We start from the raw sequence: 13,109 nt of genomic DNA on the forward strand, positions 1-13,109 counted from the left end.
GCACCTATTGCAATGGACGAAGGTTTACGTTTCGCAATTCGGGAAGGTGGCCGTACTGTTGGCGCCGGTGTTGTTGCGAAAATTATCGAGTAGTAAGTTAAATTGTTTTGGCATGAATTAGATAAATTCATGCCAACTAATTTAGGCCAGTAGCTCAATTGGCAGAGTGGCGGTCTCCAAAACCGCAGGTTGGGGGTTCGATTCCCTCCTGGCCTGCCAACATACAAGTGAATATGAAAAGTTCTAACGAAAATCAGGGTAATACTAAAGATATATTATCATGGATGTCTGTAGTTCTTATAACTGCAGCGGCATTTTTTTGCACATATTACTATTCTTTTTCAGGTCCCATTCAGTCGATAATATGGCTTGCGTGGTTTTTGTTGTCTTTATTCTTTGCCTATATGACATCAGCAGGCAAGCAAGTATTTAAATTTGCTCAAGAGTCAAAAGTTGAATTGTTAAAAGTCGTTTGGCCTACCCGGCAAGAAACGATACAAACTACAACCATTGTAATTGTTATGGTCGCAGTAACCGGATTTATACTCTGGGGAGTAGATTCGGTGATGATGTGGGCAATTGCTAAAATAACGCATTTAGGGTGAATTCGGTGGAAGAGCACAAATCGAAACAATGGTACGTTGTACATGCCTATTCAGGTTATGAAAATTTCGTTATGCGTGAAATCAAATCTCGTGCACAGCACCATAATTTAGAAGATAGAATTGGTGAGGTTGTGGTCCCTTCAGAAGAAGTTGTTGAAATGCGTTCGGGCCAAAAGCGCAAGAGCACACGTAAATTTTTTCCTGGCTATGTTCTAGTAAACATGGTTATGGATGATCAAACTTGGCATATGATAAGAGCAATTCCTAGGGTTTTAGGTTTTATTGGCGGAACCAGCCAGACTCCCACACCTATTACTGATAAAGAAGCTCGTGCGATTATGCAGCGCGTTGAAGATGGTGTTACCAAACCAAGACCAAAAATTCTCTTTGAACCAGGTGAAGTGGTTCGCGTCAAGGAAGGACCATTTGTTGACTTTAATGGAGTCGTTGAAGAAGTCAATTATGAGAAAAACAGATTAAGAGTAGCGGTGTTGATTTTCGGACGCTCTACTCCAGTAGAACTTGAATTTAGTCAAGTAGAGAAAACTTAGTTCGCTAAGGTGCCCTGAGTAAATTTTTCTAAACATAAAAGTTTATAAAGATTTACTCAGGGCTATTTTGTGTAAAAGGGGAGCTAAAGCGAATAAAGAAATTTATATGTTCTTTATCATGCTAAGCGTATGACCCATAAGGAGTAAACATGGCAAAAAAAGTAGAAGCATATATTAAGTTACAAATTCCAGCGGGTAAAGCAAACCCAAGCCCACCGGTAGGCCCAGCTTTGGGACAACGTGGTGTTAACATTATGGAATTCTGTAAAGCGTTTAACGCCGCTACACAACAAATGGAGCAAGGATTACCTACTCCAGTTGTAATTACTGTATATAGTGATCGTAGCTTCACCTTTATTACTAAAACACCACCAGCTTCAGTTCTTCTGAAAAAAGCTGCTGGTATTCAAAGTGGAAGTGGTACACCTAACACTAAGAAAGTGGCAAAACTTAACGTCAAGCAACTTGAAGAAATTGCGAAGATTAAGGAACCTGATTTAACTGCAGCAAGTTTAGCAGCCGCAGTGAGAAGTATTGCAGGTACTGCACGCAGTATGGGTATTGACGTTGAAGGTTTAGAATAAGGGGGTTGCCATGGCTAGAGTATCTAAGAAACAAAAAAAGATTTTAGAGACAATTAAACAAAACCATTTATATAGTGCTAGTGAAGCAATCAATCTTTTAAAGCAATTTGCTTCAACTAAATTTCGTGAAAGTTTAGATATAAGCGTTAATTTGGGCGTTGATCCTCGTAAGTCAGATCAAGTAGTTCGTTCATCAACTAACTTGCCTAAAGGTACTGGAAAAGTGGTACGTGTAGCTGTATTTGCACAAGGTGAAAATGCAACTAAAGCCAAAGATGCTGGTGCTGATATTGTTGGTTTTGAAGATCTTGCTGATAAAATCAAAGGTGGTGTGATGGACTTTGATGTGGTCATTGCTACACCTGATGCAATGCGCATAGTTGGTCAGTTAGGTCAGGTTTTAGGCCCAAGAGGCTTGATGCCAAACCCAAAAGTTGGAACAGTTACAACTAACGTTGAAGCAGCTGTTAAAGATGCAAAATCAGGTCAGGTACGTTATAGAACTGATAAGAATGGTATCATTCATTGCACAGTAGGAAAGGTTGATTTTGCTGCTGAAGACATCATTGAAAACATGATTGCTTTAATTAATGACCTGAAGAAAGCGAAGCCTACTTCGTCAAAAGGCCAATATTTAAAGAAAATATCTTTATCTACAACAATGGGACCTGGTATAGCTATTGATATTTCGTCAATACCTGTGTAACATATCCACCCATTTTTTAGGAATTCACGGCATAGATTTGGTTCCATGCCGTCGAAGACCGCAGGTGCTAACGCTTAATTTCCTGCGCAGACGGTGAACCGGCTCCAATTTAATAAAAGAGACGGCCACCATAACTGGCAAATCCTTGCGATTTGTATACATTAGGAGGTCAGTAACGTGACATTAAATTTAGCTGAAAAGAAAGCTGTTGTTGAAGAAGTGACTGCGGTCGCCTCAAAGGCTATTTCGGCAGTAGTTGCTGATTATCGTGGTTTAACTGTTAATCAAATGACGCATTTACGTAGTGAAGCACGTAAATCTGGTGTTTATCTTCGTGTTGTAAGAAACACTTTAACAAGAAGAGCTTTTAAAAACACTGAATTTGAATGCTTGAACGACTTGCTTGTTGGCCCGTTGTTCATTGCGCTATCACTGGAAGCACCTAGTGATGCTGCAAGACTACTTAAAGAATTCACTAAAACATTTGATAAACTTGAAGTCAAAGCATTATCAGTAGGCGGAAAAGTATATAAAGCAGATCAAATTGATGCTGTTGCAAGCTTGCCGACTCGTGATGAAGCGATTGCCAAGTTGATGTATGTGATGAAAGCGCCAGTTGAGAAATTTGTCAGAACTCTTGCTGAGCCACATGCTAAATTAGTTAGAACCTTAGCAGCAGTAAAAGATAAAAAAGCAGGTTAAATCTCATTTAATCATTAAATTAATTTTAAATCAGGAGCTAGTAATGGCTGTGTCAAAAAATGATATTTTAGAAACCATAGCAAACATGTCTGTTATGGAAGTTGTTGAGTTAATTGAAGCAATGGAAGAAAAATTCAATGTTTCTGCTGCCGCTGCTGCTGTTGCAGTTGCTGCTCCAGCTGCTGCTGCTGCCGCTGCTGAAGAACAAACTGAGTTTACAGTTGTTATGACCAGCTTTGGTGCAAACAAAGTAAACGTAATTAAAGCAGTTCGTGGCATTACTGGTCTTGGCTTGAAAGAAGCTAAAGACTTAGTAGAAGGTGCTCCTTCAACTATTAAAGAAGCTGTATCTAAAGACGAAGCTGCTAACATCAAGAAAGAACTTGAAGAAGCTGGTGCTTCAGTAGAAGTTAAATAATAAAGTTATATCAGTGAGATAGGACCCAGCCATGGTTTCATGGCTGGGTTTACGTGTTTGAAGTCATCAATAATTTACAGAGGAAACACCATGGCCGTTGCAGAAGCTAAACCTCAATATTCGCATGCTGAGAAAAAACGATTTCGCAAAAGCTTTGGTACGCAGGCCGATAAAATGGCAATACCAAATCTGCTTGAAATTCAATTAAAATCTTACAGAGATTTTCTTCAGGCTGATAGCAAGTCAAACGAACACTTTAATACAGGATTGCATGCTGCATTTTCTTCTGTGTTCCCCATCGAAAGTTTTTCTGGCAATGCACGATTAGAATATGTTGGTTACAAATTAGGTGAACCAGCATTTGACGTCCGTGAATGCAAATTGAGAGGCTTAACTTATTCTGCTCCACTAAGGGTTAAAATTAGACTTGTTGTTCTTGATAAAGATGCAAGCGAAGATCCTAAGCCAATCAAAGACATTAGAGAACAAGATGTTTTTATGGGTGAAATTCCCTTAATGACTGATGTAGGTACATTTGTAGTAAATGGTACCGAGAGAGTTGTTGTTTCTCAATTACATCGTTCTCCAGGTGTTATATTCGAACATGATAAGGGCAAAACCCATTCATCTGGTAAGTTATTATATTCCGCACGCATTATACCCTATCGTGGTTCTTGGTTAGATTTTGAATTCGATCCAAAAGATTGTGTTTATGTGCGAATTGATAGAAGACGTAAACTTCCTGTTAGTATCCTTTTAAGAGCTTTAGGATATGAAACAGAAGATATCCTTAATGAATTTTTTGAAATGACTAGCTGCCATCTTAAAAATGGCGAATATCATATTGATCTTATTCCTCAGCGTTTACGAGGTGAAATTGCTTCATTTGATATTCATGTTCCTGAAACTGGGGAACTTATTGTAGAACAAGGTAGAAGAATCACTGCACGCCATATTAAACAAATGGAAAAGTCTCAGATGAAAGATCTGATCGTGCCACGTGACTACTTGATAGGAAAAACATTAGCAAAAAATGTAATTGACACTTCTACTGGAGAGTTTATTGCTCAAGCAAATGATGAGGTAACTGATGAGTTGCTTGATCTAATGGCTTCAAATGGAATCCATGAATTAGATATGATTTATACAAATGATCTTGACCATGGTTCTTACATATCAGATACATTGAAAATTGATCCTACTTCAAGTCAACTTGAAGCACTTGTTGAAATTTATCGTATGATGCGTCCTGGTGAGCCACCAACTAAAGAAGCTGCCGAAGCGTTATTTAAAAATTTATTTTTTGTTGATGAGCGTTATGATTTATCAGCTGTCGGTAGAATGAAGTTTAACCGACGAGTTGGAAGAAAAAATGATGATGGCCCTGGAACTTTGACTAAAGAAGACATCCTGGCTGTTATCAAGACCTTGATCGACATTAGAAATGGTATTGGTATGGTTGATGATATCGACCATCTTGGTAACCGACGTGTTCGAAGCGTTGGTGAGATGACTGAAAACCAATTCAGAGTTGGCCTTGTACGTGTTGAAAGAGCGGTGAAAGAGCGTCTGAGTTTGGTTGAATCCGAAAACCTTATGCCACAAGATTTAATTAATGCCAAACCTGTTTCTGCTGCAATTAAAGAATTTTTCGGCTCAAGTCAGTTATCACAGTTTATGGATCAGGTTAACCCACTATCTGGTGTTACTCATAAGAGAAGGGTTTCTGCATTAGGCCCAGGTGGTTTAACACGTGAGCGAGCAGGTTTTGAGGTTCGTGACGTACATACAACACACTATGGTCGTGTTTGTCCAATTGAAACTCCTGAAGGTCCGAACATTGGTTTGATCAACTCATTGTCTGTTTATGCTAGAACGAATGATTATGGATTTATTGAAACTCCATGTCGTAAAGTAATTAATGGTCGTGTAACTGACGAGATCGAGTATTTATCTGCTATTGAAGAAGTTGATCAATATATTGCGCAATCAAGTGTAGCTCTTGATAAAGATGGAAACATACTTGCAGACTTAGTTCCATGTAGACATCAAAACGAATTTTCGTTAACTACACCGGATAACATTAACTACATGGATATTTCTCCAAAGCAGATCGTATCTGTAGCGGCGTCCTTAATTCCATTCTTAGAACATGATGATGCGAACCGTGCTTTGATGGGATCAAACATGCAGCGCCAAGCAGTACCCACTTTGCGTTCTGAAAAACCTCTAGTAGGTACTGGAATGGAACGTATCGTTGCTTCAGATTCAGGGGTTTCTGTTGTTGCAAAACGTGGTGGAATTATTGATCTTGTTGATGCATCACGTATCGTAGTTCGCGTGAATGATGATGAGACTACAGCCGGTGAAACTGGGGTTGATATTTATAACCTAACGAAGTATTTTCGCTCCAACCAAGATACTTGTATTAACCAACGTCCTATAGTTAATACCGGTGATCTCATTCAACGAGGCGACATTTTAGCAGATGGTCCTTGTACTGATATGGGTGAGTTGGCGTTAGGTCAGAACTTACTGGTTGCCTTCATGCCTTGGAATGGATATAACTTTGAGGACTCCATTCTCATATCTGAGCGTATCGTACAAGATGACCGATTCACTACAATTCATATAGAAGAACTAACATGTATTGCTCGTGATACTAAATTAGGTACTGAAGAAATCACTGCAGATATTCCCAATGTTGGTGAATCAGCACTTTCTAATTTAGATGAGTCTGGAGTAGTGTTTATTGGTGCAGAAGTTAAAGCAGGCGATATCCTTGTTGGAAAAGTGACTCCAAAAGGTGAAACACAACTTACTCCTGAAGAGAAGTTGTTACGCGCTATTTTCGGAGAAAAAGCTTCTGATGTTAAAGACTCTTCGCTTCGCGTTCCATCAGGAATGAACGGTACTGTTATTGATGTACAAGTATTTACACGCGATGGCTTAGAAAAAGACGCACGTGCAAAAAGTATTGAAGAGGAACATCTAGCGCGAGTCCGTAAAGACTTAGTTGATGAGCGACGTATTCGTGAAGAAGACATCTACCATCGTGTGGCTAATATTATTGTTGATAAAGTAGCAACAGGTGGTCCAGGAAATCTGAAACCAGGTTCTAAAATAAATCAAGAATACTTGGATAAAATTGGCAGAGATAAGTGGTTTGATATTCGTCTTGAAAATGATGTTTTAAGCCAACAATTAGAACAACTTTCAAAACAACTTGAAATGTTGTCTAAAGAAATGGAAAAACGCTTTAATGACAGTCGTAAAAAAATTATTCAGGGTGATGATCTTGCTCCGGGTGTTTTAAAGATTGTTAAAGTATATCTTGCTGTAAAAAGACGCATCCAACCTGGCGATAAGATGGCTGGTCGACATGGAAACAAAGGGGTTATTTCTATTGTTGTTCCTGTCGAAGATATGCCACATATGGAAGATGGTACATCAGTAGATATCGTTCTTAACCCATTGGGCGTACCTTCGCGTATGAACATTGGACAAGTACTGGAAACTCACCTTGGTTTGGCTGCTAAAGGTTTAGGTAATAAGATTGCACAAATGTTAGATTCACGACAAAGTGCAGCTGAAATTAAATCTTTCTTGAGTAAGATTTACAACCATGACGGTGTCCAAAGAGTTCATTTAGAATCTCTTAATGATGAAGAGCTATTCAGATTGGCGGACAATCTACGTGCAGGTGTCCCAATGGCAACGCCTGTGTTTGATGGCGCTTCTGAAGAAGAAATAAAAAGCATGCTACAGCTCGCAGATTTGTCTTCTGATGGTAAAACCTTCTTAGTTGATGGTAGAACCGGAAGCAAATTTGATAACCCAGTTACTGTAGGTTACATGTACATGTTAAAACTAAACCATTTAGTTGACGATAAGATGCATGCTCGTTCAACTGGCTCATATAGCCTAGTAACACAACAACCGCTAGGTGGTAAAGCTCAGTTTGGGGGACAACGCTTTGGGGAGATGGAAGTATGGGCTCTCGAAGCATATGGTGCAGCTTATACATTACAGGAAATGTTGACTGTGAAATCAGATGACGTTGGTGGTAGAACAAAGATCTACAAAAATATTGTCGATGGCGATCATCGTATGGACCCAGGAATGCCTGAATCTTTCAATGTATTGTTGAAAGAAATCCGTGCATTGGGAATAGATATCGAACTCGACCACGATTAATTTTCAGCGTTTAATACTGATTAACAAATTTTTGGAGGCATAGACTTGAGTACTCTAAACGACGATCCAATGAATGAACCAATGAGAAAAGCTCCTGTGATGAGCGACCTGCTTGGTATCCTTAAGCAACAAGGACAAAGCGAAGAGTTTGACGCGATTAAAATCGCGTTGGCCTCACCCGAATTAATTCGCTCTTGGTCATATGGTGAAGTAAAAAAACCAGAAACAATCAATTATCGTACATTCAAACCTGAACGAGATGGTTTATTCTGTGCCAAAACATTTGGCCCAGTAAAAGATTATGAGTGCTTATGTGGGAAATACAAACGACTTAAGCATCGCGGCGTTATTTGTGAAAAATGCGGTGTTGAACTTGCGCTGGCCAAAGTACGTCGTGAACGTATGGGGCACATTGAGCTTGCGAGCCCTGTAGCACATATCTGGTTCTTGAAGTCATTACCTTCCAGAATCGGCTTATTACTGGATATGACATTAAGAGACATTGAACGTGTTCTTTATTTTGAAGCGTTTGTTGTTGTTGATCCAGGAATGACTGAACTAGAGCGTGGTCAATTGCTCAATGATGAAGTATATCTTGATGCAATGGAACAATATGGTGATGAGTTTGATGCACGTATGGGTGCTGAAGCAATTCGTGATTTGCTGCGCCAAGTTGATTTGGAAGAGGAAATCAAGAGTTTACGCGAAGAGTTACCAACTACCAGTTCAGAAACAAAAATTAAAAAAATCACTAAAAGATTAAAACTGCTCGAAGCATTTTATGAGTCTGGTAATAAGCCAGAGTGGATGATTATGGATGTATTGCCTGTTCTTCCACCTGATTTAAGACCGCTAGTACCATTAGATGGTGGACGTTTTGCCACGTCAGATCTTAATGACTTGTACCGTCGTGTTATCAATAGAAACAATCGCCTGAAGAGACTTCTGGATCTAAATGCACCTGATATTATCGTGCGTAACGAAAAGAGAATGCTACAAGAATCAGTTGATGCGCTATTGGATAACGGCCGTCGTGGTCGTGCGATTACGGGTACTAACAAGAGACCACTCAAATCCTTAGCAGATATGATTAAAGGGAAACAAGGTCGTTTCCGTCAAAACCTATTGGGTAAACGTGTTGATTATTCGGGTCGTTCTGTAATTGTCGTGGGACCAACTTTGAAACTGCATCAATGCGGTCTTCCAAAGAAAATGGCTCTTGAATTATTTAAGCCATTCATATTCAGCAAACTTGAATTCCGTGGTTTGGCTACAACAATTAAAGCTGCCAAGAAAATGGTTGAGCGTGAAGAGTCAGTTGTTTGGGATATCCTAGACGATGTGATTCGTGAACATCCGATTTTGTTAAACCGTGCTCCTACGCTACATAGACTCGGTATTCAGGCATTTGAACCGGTATTAATTGAAGGTAAGGCGATTCAACTGCATCCTTTAGTTTGTACCGCGTATAACGCTGACTTCGATGGTGACCAAATGGCGGTTCACGTGCCATTGACTTTGGAAGCACAATTAGAAGCTCGTTCCTTAATGATGTCGACTAACAATATTTTGTCACCCGCGAGCGGTGAGCCAATTATTGTTCCCAGCCAGGACGTTGTACTTGGTTTGTATTATTTAACTCGTGAAAAAGTTAATGCATTAGGCGAAGGTAAGATTTTTGTTAGTGCTCAAGAAGCGCAGAATTTTTACGAGTCAGGTCATCTTGATATCCATGCTAAAATTAAAATCCGTATGGCAAAAGAAGACGGACCAGGGCACCATTTGGTAGAAACAACAGTTGGTCGTGCAATTCTTGCTGAGGTTTTACCTAAAGGTATGACCTTTGCGCAGATAAACCGTACCATGACCAAAAAAGTAATTACTAAGGTTATTGATACCTGTTATAGAAATTTTGGTTTGAAAGAAACTGTAATTTTTGCTGATAAGTTAATGTACACTGGCTTCAAGTATGCAACACGTTCTGGTATATCAATAGGTATTGAGGATATGGAAATACCTGATGACAAAGCCAGCATTATTGAGCATGCAGACAACGAAGTTCGGGAAATTGAATCTCAATTCCGTTCGGGTTTGGTAACCAATGGCGAACGTTACAACAAAGTAATCGATATTTGGTCCAGAACGAATGAATTAGTTGCTAAATCAATGATGAGTAAGATAGCAACAGAAGAAGCTGTTGATGCACAAGGTAAGCAAGTAAGACAAGAATCCTTTAACCCAATTTTCATGATGGCTGACTCAGGCGCTAGGGGTTCTGCAGCACAAATTAGACAGCTTGCTGGTATGCGTGGATTGATGGCAGCACCAGATGGCTCAATCATTGAAACACCAATTACTGCGAACTTCCGTGAAGGTTTGAACGTATTCCAATACTTTATTTCAACTCACGGAGCTCGAAAAGGATTGGCGGATACCGCGCTAAAAACTGCTAACTCTGGTTACTTAACACGACGCTTAGTAGATGTGGCACAAGATGTAGTGATTACTGAAGACGATTGTGGTGTCGATACGGGTGTTTTAATGCAACCACTGATTGAAGGTGGTGATATCGTTGAACCGTTACATGAACGTGTATTAGGACGAGTCGTTGCATCTGATGTTTATATTCCTAATCAAAGTGAGCCGGTTGTAACTGCTGGTACATTGTTAGATGAAGAGTGGGTTGAAAAGCTGGAAAAACAGGGTGTGGACCAAATCCTGGTTCGTTCACCAATTACCTGTCAAACTCGCTTTGGATTATGTGCTAAGTGTTATGGTCGTGATTTAGCAAGAGGCCACCTCGTTAATACGGGGGAAGCTGTGGGTATTATTGCAGCTCAATCAATTGGTGAGCCTGGAACACAGCTAACAATGCGTACCTTCCATATTGGAGGAGCTGCATCTAGAGCAACAGCGGCGAATAATATTCAGATTAAAACAAAAGGGGTTATTCGTTTACATAACATTAAAACGGTAACTCATGAAAACAAAAACCTGGTTGCAGTATCACGCTCTGGTGAAGTTACTATTGTGGATGAGTTTGGACGTGAGCGCGAACGTTATAAGTTACCTTATGGTGCTGTAATCTCAGTTCACGATAATTCAGCTGTAGATGCTGGACAAGTTATTGCTACTTGGGATCCGCATACGCACCCAGTAATTTCTGAGGTAACTGGACATCTGAAATTTGTCGATTTAATTGATGGTATTACCATGAATCGACAAACTGACGAATTAACAGGTTTGAGTAATATTGTAGTTATTGACGCAAAACAACGAAGTGCTGCGGGTCGTGATTTACGTCCTATGGTAAAACTTGTTGCTGAGAATGGTGATGATATTTATCTGGCTGGTACCAATGTTCCTGCCCAATATTATCTACCTGTGGATGCGATCGTTAATTTTGAAGATGGCAATCACGTGGGCATTGGAGATGTTATTGCACGTATTCCTCAAGAGCGTTCTAAGACACGTGATATTACAGGGGGTCTACCAAGGGTAGCCGACTTGTTTGAAGCACGTAAGCCTAAAGATTCAGCGGTTATGGCTGAAGTTTCAGGAATGGTTAGCTTTGGTAAGGAAACAAAAGGTAAGAGAAGATTAATTATTAATGTTTCTGAAGACCAATGTCATGAAGAATTGATTCCTAAGTGGAGACATATTTCCGTCTTCGAGGGAGAGCATGTTGAGCGCGGTGAAATTATCGCTGAAGGTGCACTCAATCCGCATGATATCTTACGATTACTTGGTGTTGGTGCATTAGCTAATTACATTGTAAATGAGGTACAAGACGTATATCGTTTACAAGGTGTAAAAATTAATGACAAACACATCGAAACAATTGTACGACAAATGCTACGTAAGCGTGTGATTACTTTTGCTGGGGATTCAAAATTCTTAGCAGGGGAGCAGATTGAAGAAAGCGTCTTGTTGCAAGAAAATGACAAACTTATTGCTGATGGAAAACAAACTGCCAGAGGGACACCTATATTACTGGGTATTACAAAGGCATCTTTGGCAACTGAGTCATTTATTTCAGCTGCTTCATTCCAGGAAACAACAAGAGTTCTAACTGAAGCTGCTGTGAGTGGTAAAGTTGATGATTTACGTGGGTTAAAAGAAAACGTGATGGTTGGTCGCTTGATTCCTGCTGGAACAGGTTACGCGTATCATCAAAGCCGTAAGGCAAAAAGAGCTAAGGCTGCAGCCGGTGAGCACCCAGTGCATACCGTTACTGCAAGTGATGTTGAGCATGCGTTAAGTGAAGCATTAAACGCAGATAATCAAGAGCACTAAGTTCGGATTCGAAAACGGCAGATTAAACTTGACAAATCTGCCGTAGCTATATAGAATCCGGCCTCCTTATGCATTCGAAATAATCAAAAGAGACAGATCGGAGTTAAGTATAAATGGCTACTATTAATCAGTTAGTAAGAAAGCCTCGTGTGGACGTAAAGAAGAAAAGTAACGTACCTGCACTAGAGTCATGTCCACAGCGACGCGGTGTGTGTACACGCGTTTACACTACTACACCTAAGAAACCTAACTCAGCTATGCGTAAGGTTGCTCGTGTACGTTTGACGAACGGATTTGAAGTTTCATCATACATTGGTGGAGAAGGCCATAACCTCCAGGAGCACTCAGTTGTTCTAATTAGAGGTGGTCGTGTAAAAGACTTACCTGGTGTGCGTTATCACACTGTACGCGGTAGCTTGGATACCTCTGGTGTTAACGATCGTAAACAAGGTCGTTCAAAATACGGTACCAAAAAACCAAAAGATAAAAAATAACTGATTGTAGGAAATCGAAATGCCTAGAAGAAGAGAAGTCCCCAAAAGAGAAATTTTGCCAGATCCTAAACATCATAGTGAATTATTAGCAAAATTCATCAACGTATTAATGGTTAGCGGTAAGAAATCTACTGCTGAAAAAATAATTTACGGTGCTTTGTCAGTTATGGAAGAGCGCGTAAAGAAACTTAAAAAAGCAGATGAAGAAGGCGAATCTGGTTCTACAGGTGGTTCTGGTACAGTTCTTCGCTACTTTGAAAATGCTTTAGATAATGTTCGTCCAAGCGTTGAAGTTCGTTCACGTCGCGTTGGTGGTGCTACATATCAAGTTCCAGTGGAAGTTAGAAATGATCGTAGCATTGCATTAGGTATGCGCTGGATTGTTCAAGCTGCACGTACTCGTGGCGAAAAAGGGATGATGTTACGCTTGGCTGGTGAACTGATGGATGCTTACGAAAGCAAAGGTTCTGCAGTGAAAAAACGCGAAGATACACATAAAATGGCAAAAGCCAACCAGGCGTTTGCACATTTTAGATGGAACTAAGAGAGGGTTAAT

At 40.0% G+C, this 13,109-nt stretch carries 11 protein-coding genes and 1 tRNA gene; all 12 read left to right on the top strand.

The window, feature by feature from the left end:
* Nucleotides 1-93 (top strand): EF-Tu C-terminal domain-related protein (locus BGO44_RS16940; protein WP_076547599.1); only part of this gene is annotated, 93 nt, incomplete at its 5' end.
* Between the two features lie 50 nt (nt 94-143).
* Nucleotides 144-219: transfer RNA gene (locus BGO44_RS16945), tRNA-Trp, on the top strand.
* A gap of 14 nt (nt 220-233) precedes the next feature.
* Nucleotides 234-605 (top strand): preprotein translocase subunit SecE, encoded by a 372-nt coding sequence (gene secE / locus BGO44_RS16950; RefSeq protein WP_058509519.1) that lies wholly within the window; start codon nt 234-236, stop codon nt 603-605.
* A 5-nt stretch (nt 606-610) separates the two neighbouring features.
* The gene (gene nusG, locus BGO44_RS16955; RefSeq protein ID WP_058509520.1) at nt 611-1,156 is read left to right on the top strand and encodes a transcription termination/antitermination protein NusG; all 546 of its coding nucleotides are present in this window, start codon (nt 611-613) and stop codon (nt 1,154-1,156) included.
* A gap of 149 nt (nt 1,157-1,305) precedes the next feature.
* Complete coding sequence (rplK, locus tag BGO44_RS16960; RefSeq protein ID WP_010654844.1) at nt 1,306-1,740, top strand: 50S ribosomal protein L11; 435 nt, start codon at nt 1,306-1,308, stop codon at nt 1,738-1,740.
* A 10-nt stretch (nt 1,741-1,750) separates the two neighbouring features.
* Nucleotides 1,751-2,446, top strand: a complete 696-nt coding sequence (gene rplA, locus BGO44_RS16965; protein ID WP_058509521.1) for a 50S ribosomal protein L1 — start codon at nt 1,751-1,753, stop codon at nt 2,444-2,446.
* 177 nt (nt 2,447-2,623) lie between these two features.
* Nucleotides 2,624-3,148, top strand: a complete 525-nt coding sequence (gene rplJ, locus BGO44_RS16970) for a 50S ribosomal protein L10 (protein ID WP_058509522.1) — start codon at nt 2,624-2,626, stop codon at nt 3,146-3,148.
* 43 nt (nt 3,149-3,191) lie between these two features.
* Nucleotides 3,192-3,566: a 50S ribosomal protein L7/L12 gene (gene rplL, locus BGO44_RS16975; RefSeq protein WP_058509523.1), complete on the top strand. Its 375-nt coding sequence runs from the start codon at nt 3,192-3,194 to the stop codon at nt 3,564-3,566.
* A 90-nt stretch (nt 3,567-3,656) separates the two neighbouring features.
* On the top strand, nt 3,657-7,763 hold the full coding sequence (rpoB, locus tag BGO44_RS16980) for a DNA-directed RNA polymerase subunit beta (RefSeq protein ID WP_058509524.1): 4,107 nt from the start codon (nt 3,657-3,659) through the stop codon (nt 7,761-7,763).
* Between the two features lie 99 nt (nt 7,764-7,862).
* Complete coding sequence (gene rpoC, locus BGO44_RS16985) at nt 7,863-12,059, top strand: DNA-directed RNA polymerase subunit beta' (RefSeq protein ID WP_273201627.1); 4,197 nt, start codon at nt 7,863-7,865, stop codon at nt 12,057-12,059.
* Between the two features lie 113 nt (nt 12,060-12,172).
* Complete coding sequence (gene rpsL, locus BGO44_RS16990) at nt 12,173-12,553, top strand: 30S ribosomal protein S12 (protein WP_010654837.1); 381 nt, start codon at nt 12,173-12,175, stop codon at nt 12,551-12,553.
* Between the two features lie 19 nt (nt 12,554-12,572).
* Nucleotides 12,573-13,097, top strand: a complete 525-nt coding sequence (gene rpsG / locus BGO44_RS16995; RefSeq protein WP_058509525.1) for a 30S ribosomal protein S7 — start codon at nt 12,573-12,575, stop codon at nt 13,095-13,097.
* Nucleotides 13,098-13,109 lie beyond the last annotated feature (12 nt).

This window comes from Legionella sp. 39-23 (assembly GCF_001897665.1).
Classification (GTDB): Bacteria; Pseudomonadota; Gammaproteobacteria; order Legionellales; family Legionellaceae; genus Legionella; species Legionella steelei.

Excerpts from the sequence above, each read along its gene's own strand:
- secE (WP_058509519.1), top strand. The coding sequence starts at position 234 with ATGAAAAGTTCTAACGAAAATCAGGGTAATACTAAAGATATATTATCA.
- rplK (WP_010654844.1), top strand. The coding sequence starts at position 1,306 with ATGGCAAAAAAAGTAGAAGCATATATTAAGTTACAAATTCCAGCGGGT.
- rplA (WP_058509521.1), top strand. The coding sequence starts at position 1,751 with ATGGCTAGAGTATCTAAGAAACAAAAAAAGATTTTAGAGACAATTAAA.
- rplL (WP_058509523.1), top strand. The coding sequence starts at position 3,192 with ATGGCTGTGTCAAAAAATGATATTTTAGAAACCATAGCAAACATGTCT.
- rpoB (WP_058509524.1), top strand. The coding sequence starts at position 3,657 with ATGGCCGTTGCAGAAGCTAAACCTCAATATTCGCATGCTGAGAAAAAA.
- rpoC (WP_273201627.1), top strand. The coding sequence starts at position 7,863 with ATGAGCGACCTGCTTGGTATCCTTAAGCAACAAGGACAAAGCGAAGAG.
- rpsL (WP_010654837.1), top strand. The coding sequence starts at position 12,173 with ATGGCTACTATTAATCAGTTAGTAAGAAAGCCTCGTGTGGACGTAAAG.
- rpsG (WP_058509525.1), top strand. The coding sequence starts at position 12,573 with ATGCCTAGAAGAAGAGAAGTCCCCAAAAGAGAAATTTTGCCAGATCCT.